Raw genomic sequence first — 18033 nt, forward strand, 5'->3', positions numbered from 1 at the left:
ATATGTTTTTTTCTGGATCTGCCACTAGTTATCTTCTGATTTCACTTTTATTTTCTTAGGTGGATTTGAGGAGGGCGCAATACCTTTTTCTGCCATTTTTTGCACGATACCTGATTCCATTTTAAGACGCATCAATTTTGATCTCCCATCTACAAAAGCTGAGCGCCATTCTTTAACTTCATTATTTAGCCGTGCAATGTCATGAACTTTTTGATCGGCACTATGGGAGCTTGCAATCATCACAATAGCCAAAAAGGAAATAAAAAGGATGATTCTCCAATTTTTGAAGGAATCATCGCTGACCAAAAACTTGCCTCTTAGTATGTGATAAATGTTGTTTTTCATCGCAGTACCTGCGAAAGCAGGAATATCAATTAATTACACTTTACTTGTATTGTACTTATAATTTCTTAGCAATACGCAATTTTGCACTACGTGCTCTACTATTTTGTTTTACTTCAGTTTTTGATGGCACAATTAATCCGCCAACTTTTTTTAAAGGCACTTCAAAATTCCCAAATACATCCCGTTCAGGCTCACCTTCAAACAATCCATTTCTGATAAAGCGTTTAACCAATCTATCCTCTAAAGAGTGGTATGAAATACAGCACAAACGACCGTCTGTTTTTAAAACTTCTGGCGCTTGAAGCAAAAACTCCTTTAAGACTTCAATTTCTTGGTTGACCTCTATACGTATGGCTTGATAAATTTGTGCCAAGACTTTGTTTTCGTTTTTATGTTTTACAAAGGCTTTTAAAACCTCTTTTAATTGCGCACTAGATTTGATTGTCTCTTGCGTACGCTCCTCCACAATTTTTCGAGCCATTGCTGGAGCTTGACGTAATTCGCCATATTGCAACAGCACATCGGCAATTTGCGCTTCATCATATTTATTGATCACATGGTAAGCTGACAGTTTGTTATCCTGATTCATACGCATGTCTAAATCTGCTTCAAAACGTGTTGAAAATCCGCGCTCTGCCACATCAAATTGATGTGAAGAGACTCCAAAATCAGCCAAAATCCCGTCCACTTCTTTCGCACCATAAAAGCGCAAAAACCGTTTTAGGAATCTAAAATTCTCATTAATCAGCGTAAAACGCGCATCGTCAATCGTATTCTGGAGCGCATCTTTATCTTGATCAAATGCGAACAATTTACCATTTGGTCCAAGGCGTCGTAAGATTTCCTTACTATGACCTCCACCACCAAATGTGACATCTACATACACACCATCGGGCTTAATATTTAAGCCATCCACTGTTTCAGTAAGCAAAACTGGATTATGATATTCCATCTGTGTCATCATCTTGTCCCATAACTTCTTCGGCCAAATCTGCAAAATCGTCAGCCGCGTCATCTATAGCTTGTTCGTATTTATCTTTATCCCAGATCTCCACAATGTTAATTGCAGAAGACACGACGATGTCCTTAGAAATTCCAGAGAAAACCATTAAATCTTTAGGAATTAACAATCGTCCTGCACTATCTACCTCCACCATTTTTACACCTGCAGTAAATCGTCTAATGAAATCGTTGTTTTTCTTTTTAAAGCGATTCAGCTTGTTCATTTTTTGCATCAATGTTTCCCATTCTGACATTGGATACAATTCTAAACACGGTTGAAAAACCGCTCTTTTTAAAACAAAACCGTTTTGAAGCGCGGGCATCAGCTGTTTTTTGATCGCAGCAGGTAGCATAAGCCGACCTTTGGCATCAACTTTACATTCGTATGTCCCTATTAATGAGTTCAAAAGCTTTTGTTTGTTTTTCTAACGACTAAGATTCAAATATATTGAAAATATTACCACCTTTTACCACAATTTACCACTTTTGTTGATAAGTTTAGTGTTTCAGGCTGTATTTTCGACAAAATGCACAAATCTTAAATAAATAAATAGCTGTATTTCAACGGGTTGAAAAGTGGGATTATTCTCGATTTTGCGCTGTAAATAAGAATTATGCAAGTAAAACTTGGAAACTGCTCAAAAAGAAATAAAATTTGAATGATTTAACTATATTTGTTTTTTATGCTTAACTACTAACCATTAATGAGACACCTCTTAAAAAAAGAAAAAAATTACAGTTATATTGAAGTAGGCGAAGGCAAACCCATCATTGTTCTTCATGGATTAATGGGCGGGTTGAGTAATTTTGATGCTGTGTTACATTATTTTGGAGATAAAGGTTATAAAGTCATTATTCCTGAATTACCAATTTATTCCATGTCATTGCTTAAAACCAATGTGCGCAGCTTTGCAAAATATCTTCATGAATTTATTGCTTTTAAGGGGCTTGATGATGTTATTCTACTGGGCAATTCACTAGGTGGACATATTGGACTTTACCATACCAAACTCTATCCAGACAAGGTGAAAGCACTTATTATTACAGGAAGCTCAGGTCTCTACGAAAGTGCTATGGGTGGTGGCTACACAAAACGTGGCGACTATGAAGTCATCAAGAAAAAAGCACAGGATGTGTTTTATGATCCCGCTGTAGCCACTAAAGAAATTGTAGATGAAGTTTATGAAACGGTAAACGACAGAAATAAATTGATCAAAACTTTAGCTATTGCCAAGAGTGCCATTCGCCACAATATGGCAAAAGATCTTCCTAATATGGAGCTGCCAGTATGTATCATATGGGGTAAAAACGATATAGTGACACCTCCTGAAGTTGCTGAAGAATTCCATCAACTTTTACCAAATTCTGATTTGTATTGGATTGATAAATGTGGTCATGCGGCAATGATGGAGCATCCAGACCAATTTAATGCAATCCTATCAGAATGGCTCGAAAAACAAAATCTGTAATACCAACCTAAATTATAAGGTGTATATATCTGAAAAAGTCAAGACAAAATTAGACACAACCTTGCGCCAAATGTCTAATATTCGCGACCTTTGCGTTTAAAATCCTAAAAAATGATTATTAAAACTGCCGAATTTGTAATGAGTAATTCCGAAGTGGCCAAATGCCCTAAGGATTTCTTACCAGAATACGCATTTATTGGGCGGAGTAATGTTGGCAAATCGTCGTTGATTAATATGCTGACAAACCATAAAAATCTTGCAAAAACTTCAGGACGACCAGGAAAAACCCAACTCATTAACCATTTCTTAATTAATAAAAATTGGTTTTTAGTAGATTTACCTGGCTATGGTTATGCGCGGGTTTCAAAATCGTCCAAAAAGAAATTTCAGCAGTTTATTACCGATTATTTTGAAAAAAGACAGCAGCTGGTAACTGCATTTGTACTGATTGATTTACGTCATGAACCTCAAAAGATTGATCTGGAATTTATGGAATATATGGGTGAAAATCGTATTCCATTTTCTATCATATTTACTAAGGCCGATAAATTAAAACCGAAAGCAATTGAGCGTAATGCAGAATCTTATATGCAAGAACTCCTCAAAACATGGGAAGAAACTCCATCTTATTTTATCACTTCTTCCACCTCAGCAATTGGAAGAGATGAAGTATTACAGTTTATAGACACTACCAACCAGGAAATTAACGCCTTAAGACAACAATCTTAATTGTAATTTCTGTTATATATTATAAATAAAAAAAGCTCCAAAGTTGATCAACTTTGGAGCTTTGTATTTTAAGTTTGTATATCTTATTCTTTTACATTATTAGCAACTTTCTTAATTGTATAAGACGTTCTCAGATCATTCAGCACATTAAGCGCTTCCTCAACATACACATCCTGACTCAAAGCCTTGTGCCAACGATCACGTTTTTCCTTTAAAACGCTATCAGCAGCCATAAGTTTCATTTCATATGGCAATGATGTAAATGTCAGGTTTGTTTTATAATCTGTCAATTTCTCAAAGTGTTTTGCTTCCTCTTCGTTAAGTTTTAAGGCAGCTTTATAGTTATCATAGTTAAGAGAATATTCTTCCTTATCTCTAATCCTCTTTACCCATCTCGCATTCTCATCAATAAGTTTTAACTGCTCATTTTGTGCAATTCTTGCAGTACTATTTGCAATGGCTTGTTTATAATCTACCGCAGTGTCCCACACTGTATAATCTGTAGCATCGATCTTATCATACGCTAACGGATTTTCCTGATTCTTTTCTCCCAAAGCAATATAACTGTAACGATCTGGCACCACGATATCACTTTTGACACCTTCCAACTGTGTAGAGCCACCGTTGATTCTGTAATACTTTTGAATGGTGTACTTAAGAGCACCCATGTCGCCACTGGTATTATTCTTTACCATACGGTTTAAATCCAATACGGTTTGAACGGTACCTTTACCAAATGTTTGTTGACTTCCAATTACCAAGGCACGTTTATAATCTTGCATTGCCGCGGCCAAAATCTCTGAGGCTGAAGCCGAATTTTCATTTACTAATATAACCAATGGACCATCCCAAGCAATTGACTTATCTTTATCTTTCAAGACTTCTTTCTGGCCGCCCGTAGTTTTAACTTGAACAATTGGACCATCTTTAATAAACAATCCAGCCATATCAATTACGGTTTGCAGAGACCCGCCCCCATTGTTACGTAAATCCAAAACGAGACCTTCTATATTTTCCTTTTTTAAACGCTCAATTTCCAACTTTACATCAGTAGCAGCGTTTCTTTTGTTGTAATCGTCCATATTCACATAAAAGCCCGGAAGATTGATCACACCAAACTTTTTACCGTCTTTCTTTACAGTGGATGACTTTGCATAAACCTCTTCCAACTCTACTACATCTCTAGTAATAGTCAAATCTTCAATGGTTCCATCAACGCGTTTCGTAGTCAAAATGACATCAGTACCTTTTGGACCTTTAATCAATTTAACGGCGTCGTCTAAACGCATTCCAACCACATTAACGGAAGGTTGATCATCGTCTTGTTTAACTTTTAAGATTTGATCACCAACTTCTAATTTATTCTGTTTCCATGCCGGACCACCACTGATGATTTCAGTGATAGTAATCACGTCCATTTTCTTTTGCAGCCGCGCTCCAATTCCTTCGAATTTGCCAGACATAGCAACATCAAATCGTTCTTTATCTTCTGGAGCATAATAAAATGTATGAGGGTCAAATTCCGCCACTATCGCATTAAGATATACAGCGAACCAATCTTCACGTTGACGTTCTTCAATATAGTCATACAGTTCATTAATGGAATTCAGTGTTGATTTACGCGCCTCTTTTTCTAACTCTGCCAATGGTTTTTTATCTTTCACCTTGGCCACAGTATCAGGCATAAATATAAGTTCTTCTTCGCCTTCAACAATGGTCATTCCTTGCACTTTCTTTTTATTCGCAAATGTGTTTTCCTGTTGTGAAATCAAATCATCATAATTGGCTATGGTAGAGAATTTTAGTTGGGTTCTCCAACGTTCTCTCATTTCCTTTTTAGATTTGACATACTCTAATGTTTTGTATTCCGTGTTAATTTCTTCTTCAACACTAAAGTCAAAAGGATTGCTTAACACATCTTGATATATAGCTTTAGACTCTTCTATACGTTGCAATAAACGTTGGTGGGTCAGATTAAAAAATGCTAAATCGTGATTTTTTAATTGGTCATCAATCTTATCTCTATACGCTTCAAACTCTTTAATATCTGACGCATAGAAATAACGTTTAAATGGGTCTATTTGATCCAAATAACTCTTAAATACATGTTCTGAAAATTCGTCATTTATATCCTTCGGACTAAAGTGTCCTTCACCAAGAACATAGGTAATCAATTGCATCAACAACTTATCTTTATCCGGATCATCAAAAGTTTTAGTTGTGAAACTGCAGGACGCAAATGCCAACATAAGCGCCAACAATAATATCTTGTAGTTCCTTTTCATAATATCTTTCATGTGTTATAGTGGCATTATTTTAGTCTATTATTATAGACACGCTATTATTTTTCACTAAAGTAAAAGAAAAAACCATGCCAATAAAACCATTCGCTACTAATTTTTTGTTAAACCACCAAATCTAAAGGAATAACGTCTAATTTGTGTATTTTAGCGGTCTCTATAAAAATTGTAGCATGAAGAAAAAACCATTGATTTTAGTAACAAATGATGATGGTATTACAGCTCCCGGAATACGTACATTAATAGATGTTATGAAAACCATTGGCCATGTGGTTGTCGTTGCCCCGGATAGCCCCCAGAGCGCTATGGGTCATGCCATAACAATTAATTCCACACTGTATGTAGAGCAAGTGCATATTGATAAAGATATTGAAGAGTATAGTTGCTCCGGTACTCCTGCTGATTGTGTTAAGCTTGCGGTAAAACAAATTTTAGGCAAAAGACCTGATATTTGTGTATCCGGTATCAATCATGGTTCCAATTCCTCTATAAACGTTATTTACTCTGGTACCATGAGTGCGGCATTAGAAGCTGGCATAGAAGGCATTCCAGCAATTGGGTTTTCATTGTGTGATTACAATTGGAACGCTAATTTTGAAGCGTGCAAGACTTACGTCAAAACTATTGTTGAAAATGTATTAGAGCACAGCTTGCCCCAGGGTGTTGTCTTAAATGTCAATATTCCTGATTTGCCTAAAAAGGATATTCAAGGTATTAAAGTATGCAGGCAGGCCAAAGCAAACTGGGAAGAAGAATTTGATAAACGTCAAAACCCCCAAGGTCGGGATTATTATTGGCTAACCGGAAAATTTGTTAACTTAGATCAGGGTGAAGATACTGATGAATGGGCTTTAGAAAATGGATATGTCTCTGTAGTTCCTGTCCAATTTGATCTGACCGCACACCACTGTATTCAAAATTTAAACTCTTGGAATTTAAATGATTAAAAAAGAACTATTTATTGGGTTTTTGGTAGGCTTGATTGCCAATACCATAGGATTTATTATTGCCATCTTCATTTTTGGCAACGGCCAAGATATTACAACAGCCTTCAACCAATCATTAGCGCAAGGTTTTTTTAGTAAACTCGTGAGTATGGGGGCCATTCTTAATCTTGTTGCATTTTTTATGTTCTTAAAAGTGAAACGTGATTACCGTGCTAGAGGTGTAATTTTTGCGACAATAGTGATAACCATTGTTACTTTTTTGGTAAATTACAATTAGCAAGGCTAATTAGAGTCAGATTTCTACATACTATAAAGGCCATTAAATAAACCATGAAATATTATATAATTGCAGGTGAAGCTTCAGGAGACTTACACGGCGCCAACTTAATGAAAGCATTGCAAAAGCAAGATACGGCTGCTCAATTTAGGTTTTGGGGTGGCGATTTGATGCAAGCTGTGAGTCCAACATTGGTAAAACATTATCGCGACTTGGCTTTTATGGGTTTTTTAGAGGTTGTAATGAATTTAAAAACCATTACTAAGAATCTTTCATTTTGTAAACAGGATATTGAAAAATACAAGCCTGATGCGATTATATTTATCGACTACCCAGGGTTTAACATGCGCATTGCAAAATGGGCTAAGCAAAAGGGGCTTAGAACGCATTACTACATTTCTCCACAAATTTGGGCCTGGAAAGAAAACCGGATTCATGATATCAAACGGGATGTTGACAAAATGTATGTTATTCTACCTTTTGAAAAAGCGTTTTATGAAGACAAGCATAATTTTCCAGTTACATTTGTTGGCCATCCATTGATTGATGCCATTGCAGACCGTACTCAAGTGATGGACGACAGTTTTAGAACAAAACATGGGCTATCTGACAAACCTATTATTGCGTTACTACCTGGAAGCAGAAAACAGGAAATTAGAAAAATGCTTGCCGTTATGTTGAGCGTAGTTAAGGATTTTGAAGACTATCAGTTTGTCATTGCAGGTGCACCTAGTCAGGATTATGAATTTTACAGCAGCTTTATTAAAGATGAAAACATCTCTTTTGTTGGAAATAAAACATACGACCTTTTAAGTTTGTCAACCGCAGCCTTGGTTACTTCAGGCACGGCTACTTTAGAGACCGCCTTATTTAAAGTTCCGGAAGTGGTATGTTACAAGGGAAGTTGGCTGTCTTATCAGATTGCGAAACGTATCATCAAATTAGATTATATCTCATTGGTAAATCTCATTATGGACAAACCTGTGGTAACAGAATTGATACAAGATGATTTTAATTCTAAGCGTTTAAAGAAAGAGTTACAAAGCATACTTGAACCTGAAAAACGCGCATCTCTCTTTATGGAATATTTTGAATTGGAGAAAAAACTTGGCGGCAAAGGTGCAAGTGCCAAAACAGCGGCTTTAATTTATCAGGATATCAACCCTGGTGCACTTTCTGATGCGTAAAAAAATATTTAGTAATTTATACTATATGAAGCTCGTTTGCGTTATTTCAAATGCAAAAATAAATATCAAACGTAACCAAAATTAACTACTTTTGGAAATCTTGAACGCATCAACAATACATTTATGATAATATAGTTTTAGTCAGATGAAACCACTCGTACTCATCCTGCTTTTAGCATTAACGTTAAGCGGTTGCAACGCATCAAAGTCAATTGCAACATTCAAGCCTCAACCCCTTAAGATTGATTTAAAACCTATAGCACTGAGTTCAGGCATTATTTCGCACGAACCCATGACCATTGCGCTGACACCTATAGTAGACGCGCCACCAGCCACATTCTCAAAAGCCGACAGGATTGTCAGTTATGCATTTGCTTTTGATGGCGTAAGATACAAACGAGGCGGCACTTCTATAGATGGCATGGATTGTTCGGGACTGGTAGTGACTACTTTTGAACGTGAAAATATTTCCTTACCAAGAATCTCCAGAGATATGGCGCTACGAGGAGACCCCATTGATTTAAAGGAAGTCTCTAAAGGTGATCTTTTATTTTTTGCAACCCGAAAAAACAGCAAGGTTATTAGCCATGTGGGCATTGTTACCACGGCCAGAGATGGATTTGTAGAATTTATACATTCCAGTACCACCCAAGGCGTAATTGTTTCTAATATGGCCGAAAAGTATTGGTACTTTGCATTTGTTGAGGCCCGACGCGTTATCTAACCAAAAGCCACATACACTATTATAATAGCGCACGTGCTATTGCTATACAACACCAAAATGTTGATTAAAGGACTATTGGGCATAAAATTATTGGCTTCTGGCAAATTGTTGCGAGAAATTGATATTTTTATCAAAAATAAACTATAAATGAAAAAGATTGCCCTAATCCTTCTTCTATTGGTTGCTTTTAGTAGTTGTAAAAGCTCAAAACGCATCGTCACCACAAAATCTAAATCTCCAAAAATTGATACTAGAACGACCCCTTCTGCTCCAAATCCTATTGCCGAGGAGGTGCTTGATTATGCTATGAAATTTGAGGGTGTCAAATACAAATACGGAGGCACAACAAAAAAAGGCATGGATTGCTCGGGCTTGATCGTGACGTCCTTTAATAGCCAAAATATCCCATTACCGAGAACTACGGGCGACTTAGCAGTAACTGGGGATTGGATTGATTTAAAAAAAGTAGAAAAAGGTGATCTTTTATTTTTTGCTACCCAACGAAACAGTAGGAAAGTAAGTCATGTAGGAATAGTAACTGAGGCTAGAGATGGGAATGTAGAATTTATACATGCAAGCACCAGCAGTGGCGTTATAGTATCAAATTTGGCAGAAAAATACTGGTACTTTGCTTTTGTACAGGCACGACGTGTGCTATAACGCTAATTTTTAGTAATTTAGAGCGCATGAAGTTACTTAATTTCGCGCTCATTAAGATTACCCTCAGCCTCATTGTAGGCATTATCTTTGCATATTATTATGAGGTAAAAATGACTATAGTTATCGCTGTAGTTGGAATACTCCTCATAAGTTTATTCACATTTATTGTAATCGAAAAAAACAAATTACAGAAGTCAGCAGGTTTTGGAATTTTCACGCTTTTCACATTTTTCTCAATTGGGGTATTAACCTATCAACTCCACGATCAAAAATCGTTCAAAACCCATTACACACAGCATATTGACCCGAGTAAGGATTCAACCTTAACTTTTCGCATAAGGGAGGTATTAAAACCCACCGCCTATCACGAAAAATATATTATTGATATTTTAGAGGTTAACCATCAACGCTTATCAGGCAAGACACTATTAAATGTAAAAAGAGACAGCACCTCACCTCCACTTCATGTTGATGATATATTTATCTCTGCATCCGGTTTTCAAGAAATAAATGCGCCTTTAAATCCTAACCAATTCAATTACAAGGCCTACCTTCAAAACCAACATATTTATCACCAAGTATTTTCTACTAGGGATCATCTTTTAAAAAGCCCATCAGACCAACGCACGCTCTTTGGAAAGGCCGCCCATTTGCGCCGAACCATCAACTCAAAACTGAGATTGAAAAATCTTAAGACTGATGAGTTGGCACTAATTAATGCTCTACTGTTGGGGCAACGACAAGATATAAGTCCGGAGATTTACGACAGCTATTCTAAAGCTGGAGCTATCCATATTCTTGCAGTATCAGGCCTGCATGTTGGGATCTTATTAATTTTATTGAACACATTATTTAAACCGTTAGAATATTTTAAAAATGGGCGAGTTTTTAAAACGGTAATTTTAGTGTTCATCTTATGGAGTTTTGCCTTGATTGCAGGCTTATCGGCTTCAGTGACCAGGGCTGTTATGATGTTCAGTATTGTAGCTATTGGGATGAATTTGAAAAGGCCTGCAAATATTTACAATACTTTGGTTATCTCAATATTTTTTCTGCTATTATTTAAGCCATTATTCCTATTTGATGTAGGATTTCAAATGAGTTACTTGGCGGTCATTGCCATAGTAAGCATCCAACCCATGTTAGCTAAATTATGGCAACCAAAATTTAGACCAATCAATTATTTATGGCAAATTTTTACTGTAACACTGACAGCCCAGTTTGGTGTGGTACCTATTAGCCTTTATTATTTTAATCAATTCCCAGGTTTGTTCTTCTTGTCTAATTTGGTAATTATCCCCGTATTAGGTTTTATATTAGGAGTGGGTATCAGCGTCATCTTTTTAGCATTGTTTAATTTACTACCTAATTGGTTAGCGGAGGCCTATGGCAGCATTATTAGCGCCATGAATAGTTTTGTACGATGGATTTCACATCAAGAACAATTTGTATTTAAAGACATTTCCTTTGGATTGTTACAGGTAATTGCAACCTACATTTTAATTATTGCCCTGTTTTCATTATTAAAAAAGCAAAATTTTAAACGTTTGGCATTTATTATGGTTTCTGTGTTGATTCTTCAGTCCGTTTTAATTTTTGAAAGTAGCAAGAGTCAAACAAAAGAATTTGTTGTGTTTCACAAAAACAGATATAGTGTGATTGGTATCAAAACCAATTCAGTATTACAAGTGCATCATACTATGGATAGCAGTAGTACATCCAAAGACAATACAATCAAAAATTATAAAATTGGAAATGCGATACGTAGTGTCCATTTCGATACCTTAGAAAACATCTATATGCATAACAACCATAAGATTTTAATTGTGGATAGCTTAGGGATGTATAACATTCCGCAACTGTATCCGGAATATGTGCTCTTAAGGAATTCCCCTAAAATTAATCTGACACGCCTCCTCGATTCTATAAAACCGAATGTAGTTATAGCCGATGGGAGCAACTATAAATCCTATACGAAACGGTGGGAAGCAACTTGTGCTGCACAAAAAATCCCTTTTCACTTAACTAGTAAAAAGGGCGCTTTTATATTAAAACGATAAGGTTGTATCTATTGGTAACGTTCACCAAATTTAAAACCATTAAGAGTGCTATTATTCCTTAAATTGCGGCTTAAAAGCAGTGTAATATGCATTGAAATCTTCCTGTGTTTTCATTTCCTTATGAGTATCATTTAAAAACATCTTAAGATAAAGTTCTAATTGCTGTGGTTTCTGATACCCTCTAACAGGGAAAATTAGATTTCCTGTTTCATCAAAAAAGACTATAGTTGGATATGCATTAACCTGGAGTGCACGCGTTAAATCGTGTACACTGTTTCTTCCATTAGCCATTTGTGGCTTATAATTTTTATTGGAATAACTGTTGTTCTTATAGGTAACCACCTCATTGCCTTCGCCATTGAACTTTACAGCGTAATAATGTTCATTTACATACTTGGCCACATCAGGATTCTGAAAGGTATTCTTATCCAACATCTTGCACGGTCCACACCAATTGGTATAAACGTCCATCATAATTTTTTTAGGCTTCTTTTTTTGAAGTGTAAGTGCTTCTTCAAAAGTAACCCACTGTATCTGTTGTGCGATGCTGTTAAATGACATTAACAAAGCCAACACCATTAACACTCCGATTTTCTTCATAATATATTTTTTACAAATTTAGAAAGTTAAGGCAAAAAATGCTCCAAAAATGGAGCATTTAAAGTTTATTTAACGAATTCTATAGTTTACGAAAATTAAATCTAGTGCCCAACAGCACTTCTATGACCTGATGATATTGGCACTTTTAATTGTGGTTTTCATTTTGTGCTAAATCAAACTTTTCCTGTTCTTTAATTTCCCTCTCGTTATCTTCCGCACCATGTGTTAAACGTTTTAAAGGTTTAAGCATGATCAACACCAAGACTCCGAAAAGTACAGTAAAGATCGTAATTCCAGAAAACACGGCGTACTCACCATATTCAGATGCATTTTCACCTAAAATTCCAGCCACTTTATTTCCCAATCCTGTGGCAGCAAAATATACGCCCATCATTAAGGATGCATATTTTACTGGTGCCAATTTTGTAATAAACGATAGGGCTACAGGAGACGAACAAAGCTCTCCAATAGTGTGGAATAAATAAGCAAAAACCAACCAATACATTGCAGAACTTCCATTGACATTATATTCTCTAGCCGCAAAAATCATAAACACAAAACCGAGTCCCATTATCATGGTGCCTACAGCCATTTTAAACAAGGAAGATGCCTCCTTGCCTTTAAGTTTACGTTTAGCCCAATATCCCGCCACAAGTGTTGCAAATATGATAATAAATCCGGCATTCAGTCCTTGAAACCAAGTTGCAGGAATCTCCCAACCAAATAACATTCTATCGGTGTTTTGTTTGGTATAGATACTCATCAACCCTCCAGCTTGCTCAAAAGCTCCCCAAAAGACAATAACGATAAGAAATGATAGTAACAACACCAAAAATCTGTCTTTTAGAATTTGGGTATTTAAATTTTTATAGATCATCATCATAACTCCAGCCACTAAAGCTATAAAAATATATAGCGCAGTGTATGCCCAATTATCGACCCCATCATAAGTAAATCCAGCATAAATAGCATAAGCACAAATTAATAATACGACACCCAGCTGTAAAGGAGATTGTGATAAATTAGCAAAAAGTTTGCTTAAAGACACATCTTCCTTCTTTTCTTGTTCTGTAGGTTTATTACCTACATGCACCAAATATTTCTGTCCAAATAAATACACACCCAGCCCCAGCAACATTGCAATACCTGCAAGACCAAATCCAGCATGCCACCCTATGGTCTCACCTACATAACCTACAATAAAAGTAGCGAGTAATGACCCTAGATTAATACCTATGTAAAAAATGCTAAAACCTTTGTCTCGACGAATATCACCATCCTTATAAAGGCCACCGACCATTGTGGAAATATTAGGTTTGAGTAAACCAACGCCTAAAATAATCAATGCAAGACCAGTGTAAAAAGCCCACATTTGATCAAATGCTAAAATTCCATGACCAGCAACAAGTATGATGGCGCCGTAAAGCACCGCTTTTTTCTGACCAAATATTTTATCTGCTAGCATGCCACCAGGTATGGACATCACGTATACTAACATGGTGTACCATCCATAAAGCATAATAGACTCAGAATCTAACCATCCCAATCCAGGATTGTCAGCTGTTGTTTTTTGAACTAAATAAAGCGTTAATAATGCTCTCATGCCGTAGTAGGAGAAGCGTTCCCACATCTCTGTAAAAAACAGGATGTATAAACCTATTGGATGACCCCAAAGTTCTCTTTGACTTGGCTGAATTGTTGTTGTACTTGACATAAGATTTAGATTAGTTAGCGTTTTTAAAAACTTGTTTGGATACCATTCAATATATTATGAGGATAATTTTAATCCCAAAACCATAACAGGTATCATGTAATAGCTTTTTATATTATTAAGAAAAGAGTCTATTGGTGTTATAGACTCTTTTCTCTTCTCTGTACTATTTATTGTCTTTGCACTTTCAATATGATCTACTAATTGATGCCGTGCATCATTTTCTTTAGTTTCCCGTTGAAAATCAATAACATTAGTGCGGCAAAGAGTGGAATGGCCGCAATGATGATAAAGAATGTAGACAAGGAATACGTTTGCGATATTTTGTCGATATAGGCACCTGTCCAACCGGCAATGAAATTAGCAATTGCCGATGCTGTAAACCAGAGACCAAATAGCATCCCAACGAATTTCTTAGGTGAAAGTTTACTTACATATGACAACCCTACAGGAGATAAGCACAACTCACCCATGGTATGAAAGAAATAAGCTAAAATTAACCAGATCATACTTACTGATGCTGTTTTAGCACCTTGAGGAATACTCATACTTCCATAAGAAAGTGCGAAGAAACCAACGGCCACCAAAATAAGTCCTAAAGCGAACTTTACAGGACCAGATGGATCCCAAACCTTTTCCCAGAGCTTACTGAACGATGATGCCAATGTAATAATAAAAAAGGAGTTTAATATTTGAAACCATGACACTGTTACCTCTGTTGCCTCTAAAGAGAACTCACGGTAAACTTTCCATATTCCCAAAATCCAAATGATTACAAATGATATGGTTGTGAAAATGATTGTCATTGGATACTTGGCATAAATTTTCTTTGCTAAACCAACCAATACATATGTTACTACTGCCATAGGGAAGATAGTAAGTATGGCGTCTACCCATTTAAAGATAACCCCGGAGTTACCCGTTAATGCTCTTTGCGTATAATCTTTTGCAAACAGAGTCATCGATCCACCTGCCTGTTCAAAAGCGAAGAAGAAGAATATACTCGCAATCATTAAAACGAATACAACAATTAATCGATCCTTAACGACATGAGGTGCTAATACTTCGTCATCTTTTTCCCTTTCAACTTTAGCCAATTTCTCTTCATTAGTAGCATGTGTCCCAACGCTTCCAAATATTTTTTGTCCAAAATAAAATTGTAGCATCCCAAAAAACATGAAGACACCGGCCAAACCAAATCCGTAATGCCATCCAATTTTCTCGCCAATATAACCACATAACAACATTCCTAAAAACGCACCTGCATTAATCCCCATATAAAAAATGGTGTAGCCTGCATCCTTTTTGTTACTTGTATCCGGATATAACTGTCCTACCATAGACGAAATATTCGGTTTAAACATACCATTACCCAAAATCATAAGCGCCAAACCGAGATAGAAAAAGTATGGTGTAAAGCCTTCAAGCGCCATTGAAGCATGCCCTAAAGTCATGACTGCAGCACCAATCAGAATCGCTTTTCTATAACCTGTAAATCTATCGGCAATAAACCCACCCAATAATGGGGTTAGATAAACCAACCCTGTGTATAAGCCATATAATTTTAAGGCCTCTTCATTTGTCCAACCCCAACCGCCACTGAGCAATTCACTCACTAAAAAGATGGTCAGCAAGGCACGCATTCCATAATAACTGAAACGTTCCCACATTTCTGTAAAAAACAACACGAATAATCCGGCAGGGTGTCCCATTACCATTTTATCATCAATACCCTGCTTTTGAAGGTGAACGACTAGTCCTGGATCATGATCTTGACTCATAGAATATAATTTAATTTATAGGTTTTGGTTAATAAAATTTGTCATTTTAGTGTATAGATGTAATCTCGTGTTGCCTCCGTATATACCGTGGTCATTGTCAGGATAAATCATCCACTCAAATTGCTTATTGGCCTGAATAAGGGCTTCTACCATTTGCATGGTATTTTGAACATGCACGTTGTCATCTCCAGATCCATGGATCAATAAAAAATTCCCTTTCAATTTATCGACGTGATGGATTGGAGAATTTTCGTCATAACCAGTAGGGTTTTCTTGTGGTGTGGTCATGTAACGCTCTGTATAGATAGTATCATAAAAACGCCAGCTTGTAACCGGAGCAACTGCAATAGCCATTTTAAAGACATCGTTTCCTTTAAATAAAGCATTACTACTCATAAATCCGCCATAACTCCAGCCCCAAATACCCATCCGGTCTGCATCAATATATGGTCTAGAGCCTAAAAGTTTTGCTGCATCAATTTGGTCTTCAACTTCGTATTTACCCAATTCATTTTGAGTGACCTTTTTAAAATCAGCGCCTTTAAATCCAGTACCTCTACCATCCACACAAGCCACAATATAGCCTTGTTGTGCTAGGTAATAATACCAATAATCATTGGCGCTATTCCAAGAGTTTTTTACAGATTGCGACCCTGGACCTGAATACTGAAACATAAATAAAGGATAGGTCTTAGACGCATCAAAATCAGCCGGTTTAATCATCCACATGTTCAAATCATTACCGTTAACAGCGATAGTGCTGAATTCTTTTGCAGGCAAGTTGTAATCTTTTAAAGCGGTTTCTAAAGCCACATTGTCTTTAATTACTTTAACCAATTTACCATCTTTAGCGGTATGCAAGGTGTATTTTGGCGCCGTCGTTGCACTTGAGTAGGTATTGATAAAATAGGTGAAATCAGCACTAAAATTTGCCGAATTTGTTCCTTCATTCTGAGTCAGACGTTTTTTGTTCTTCCCATTAATTTTTATGGAATAGACATCTCTATTGATGGAACCATTTTCTACCGATTGATAGAAAATTGTATTATTCTTTTCATCAAAACCATAGTAATTTGTGACTTCCCAAGGTCCTTTGGTGACTTGGTTGATCAATTTACCATCTTTTGAATACAAGTAAATATGATTGTAACCATCCTTTTCTGAAGTCCAAATAAAACTATTGTCCTGTAAAAAGGTTAGGTTATCCGTCACATCAACATATGCTTTATCTCTCTCTTCCAACACTAGTTTAGATGACATATCCGCAGCATTAACCATCCATAAATCAAGTTCATTTTGATGTCTGTTGGTGTATTGTGCACTTAAAATGTTAGCATTATTGGTCCATTTAATACGTGGAATATAGAAATCAGCATATGGTTTTGACACTTTTACGTCTTTAACTTGATTTGATTTCAAATCGTAGATATGCAATGATACTAGTGCATTTGCTTCACCAGCTTTGGGATATTTAAACACTAACTGCTCTGGATATAATTCCTTTCCATAAATATCCATAGAAAACTCAGGCACCTCTGTTTCATCAAAACGGATAAACGCTAAATACGTTCCATCAGCATTCCATTCAAAAGCGCGCACAAATGCAAATTCCTCTTCATAAACCCAATCCGTAATGCCATTGATTATTTTATTCTTAACGCCGTCTGTTGTGAGTTGTGTGGTTTGATTGTCTACAAGGTTTTTGATGTACAAATTATTATTCAAACCGTACGCCACTTTTGTCCCATCAGGAGAAAACGTTGGTTCTTGAATTTTCTCATCAGCAATCTTTACCAAGGATTTGGTTTTTGTATCATACACATAATACACACCCAAAGTGGATCGTCTAAATATGGATTCTACTTCAGTTGCCAATATAATTTTACTTTCATCATCGCTAAACGTATAATCTGAAAAACTAGAAACGCCTTCTAACTTTGAAGAATTTACTAAGGTTTCAACTTTAGCCAATGTTTTGTAATCATAAACATCAATTGCTGTAGAACCTTTTTGGTAGTTGAGCACGGAATACTGTTTTCCGTTATTCATGGAATGTAGAGACTGCATTCCTTCGGTTCTAAAGGTACCATTCCAGATGGCATCAAGGGTAATCTCCTTGTTTTGGGCTGAACTTAAAACAGTTACCAAAAGACAAAGAATCAAAGAGCTTTTAAAATACTTCATTTAGGGGTTTATTTCTGATAAAATGCTGTCAAGTTTACTAAAAATTATGCAAAAACA

The 18033-nt window shown here is 36.3% G+C and carries 16 protein-coding genes; 8 read left to right on the plus strand and 8 right to left on the minus strand.

The genetic code is table 11. The annotated features are described in order from the left end of the window. Window positions 1-24: 24 nt before the first annotated feature. Genes BXY82_RS01590 through mraZ form a run of 3 tightly spaced genes read right to left on the minus strand, consistent with a single transcriptional unit; the run spans window position 25 to window position 1754 of the window. Window positions 25-345, minus strand: a complete 321-nt coding sequence (locus BXY82_RS01590) for an FtsL-like putative cell division protein (RefSeq protein ID WP_133756432.1) — start codon at window positions 343-345, stop codon at window positions 25-27. Window positions 346-400: 55 nt separating this feature from the next. Further along, window positions 401-1297 carry a 16S rRNA (cytosine(1402)-N(4))-methyltransferase RsmH gene (rsmH, locus tag BXY82_RS01595; RefSeq protein ID WP_133756433.1) on the minus strand — a complete coding sequence of 299 codons (897 nt, stop codon included), beginning with the start codon at window positions 1295-1297 and terminating at the stop codon, window positions 401-403. Next, complete coding sequence (mraZ, locus tag BXY82_RS01600; RefSeq protein ID WP_133756434.1) at window positions 1284-1754, minus strand: division/cell wall cluster transcriptional repressor MraZ; 471 nt, start codon at window positions 1752-1754, stop codon at window positions 1284-1286. The genes rsmH and mraZ overlap by 14 nt, the downstream gene beginning before the upstream one ends. A gap of 297 nt (window positions 1755-2051) precedes the next feature. Here mraZ and BXY82_RS01605 point away from each other — a divergent pair, with 297 nt between their 5' ends. Together BXY82_RS01605 and yihA are read left to right on the plus strand one after the other, a co-directional pair. Then, window positions 2052-2816 (plus strand): alpha/beta fold hydrolase, encoded by a 765-nt coding sequence (locus BXY82_RS01605; RefSeq protein WP_133756435.1) that lies wholly within the window; start codon window positions 2052-2054, stop codon window positions 2814-2816. Between the two features lie 114 nt (window positions 2817-2930). Further along, the gene (yihA, locus tag BXY82_RS01610; protein WP_133757387.1) at window positions 2931-3545 is read left to right on the plus strand and encodes a ribosome biogenesis GTP-binding protein YihA/YsxC; all 615 of its coding nucleotides are present in this window, start codon (window positions 2931-2933) and stop codon (window positions 3543-3545) included. An 83-nt stretch (window positions 3546-3628) separates the two neighbouring features. On the opposite strand, the gene BXY82_RS01615 is transcribed toward yihA, so the two are convergent. Beyond that, on the minus strand, window positions 3629-5830 hold the full coding sequence (locus tag BXY82_RS01615; protein ID WP_133756436.1) for a carboxy terminal-processing peptidase: 2202 nt from the start codon (window positions 5828-5830) through the stop codon (window positions 3629-3631). 188 nt (window positions 5831-6018) lie between these two features. Here BXY82_RS01615 and surE point away from each other — a divergent pair, with 188 nt between their 5' ends. The 6 genes from surE to BXY82_RS01645 all read left to right on the plus strand — a co-directional run bounded on the left by surE (window position 6019) and on the right by BXY82_RS01645 (window position 11700). Continuing rightward, the gene (gene surE, locus BXY82_RS01620) at window positions 6019-6792 is read left to right on the plus strand and encodes a 5'/3'-nucleotidase SurE (RefSeq protein WP_133756437.1); all 774 of its coding nucleotides are present in this window, start codon (window positions 6019-6021) and stop codon (window positions 6790-6792) included. Continuing rightward, window positions 6785-7069 carry a hypothetical protein gene (locus BXY82_RS01625; protein ID WP_133756438.1) on the plus strand — a complete coding sequence of 95 codons (285 nt, stop codon included), beginning with the start codon at window positions 6785-6787 and terminating at the stop codon, window positions 7067-7069. The genes surE and BXY82_RS01625 overlap by 8 nt, the downstream gene beginning before the upstream one ends. A gap of 53 nt (window positions 7070-7122) precedes the next feature. Beyond that, window positions 7123-8256 carry a lipid-A-disaccharide synthase gene (gene lpxB / locus BXY82_RS01630; RefSeq protein WP_133756439.1) on the plus strand — a complete coding sequence of 378 codons (1134 nt, stop codon included), beginning with the start codon at window positions 7123-7125 and terminating at the stop codon, window positions 8254-8256. A gap of 145 nt (window positions 8257-8401) precedes the next feature. After that, complete coding sequence (locus BXY82_RS01635; RefSeq protein WP_133756440.1) at window positions 8402-8980, plus strand: C40 family peptidase; 579 nt, start codon at window positions 8402-8404, stop codon at window positions 8978-8980. A 147-nt stretch (window positions 8981-9127) separates the two neighbouring features. Then, the gene (locus tag BXY82_RS01640) at window positions 9128-9640 is read left to right on the plus strand and encodes a C40 family peptidase (protein ID WP_133756441.1); all 513 of its coding nucleotides are present in this window, start codon (window positions 9128-9130) and stop codon (window positions 9638-9640) included. Window positions 9641-9666: 26 nt separating this feature from the next. After that, entirely contained in the window at window positions 9667-11700 is a 2034-nt protein-coding gene (locus BXY82_RS01645; protein WP_133756442.1) for a ComEC/Rec2 family competence protein, read from the plus strand. Window positions 11701-11751: 51 nt separating this feature from the next. Here BXY82_RS01645 and BXY82_RS01650 read toward each other — a convergent pair whose 3' ends face one another. The 4 genes from BXY82_RS01650 to BXY82_RS01665 form a co-directional block, all read right to left on the minus strand. Next, the gene (locus tag BXY82_RS01650; protein WP_133756443.1) at window positions 11752-12300 is read right to left on the minus strand and encodes a thioredoxin family protein; all 549 of its coding nucleotides are present in this window, start codon (window positions 12298-12300) and stop codon (window positions 11752-11754) included. 145 nt (window positions 12301-12445) lie between these two features. Next, on the minus strand, window positions 12446-14014 hold the full coding sequence (locus tag BXY82_RS01655; RefSeq protein WP_133756444.1) for a peptide MFS transporter: 1569 nt from the start codon (window positions 14012-14014) through the stop codon (window positions 12446-12448). 197 nt (window positions 14015-14211) lie between these two features. Beyond that, the gene (locus BXY82_RS01660; protein ID WP_133756445.1) at window positions 14212-15792 is read right to left on the minus strand and encodes a peptide MFS transporter; all 1581 of its coding nucleotides are present in this window, start codon (window positions 15790-15792) and stop codon (window positions 14212-14214) included. 15 nt (window positions 15793-15807) lie between these two features. Beyond that, the gene (locus BXY82_RS01665; RefSeq protein ID WP_133756446.1) at window positions 15808-17976 is read right to left on the minus strand and encodes a S9 family peptidase; all 2169 of its coding nucleotides are present in this window, start codon (window positions 17974-17976) and stop codon (window positions 15808-15810) included. Window positions 17977-18033: the final 57 nt, after the last annotated feature.

It is taken from the genome of Gelidibacter sediminis, from assembly GCF_004364975.1.
GTDB classification, from domain to species: Bacteria; Bacteroidota; Bacteroidia; order Flavobacteriales; family Flavobacteriaceae; genus Gelidibacter; species Gelidibacter sediminis.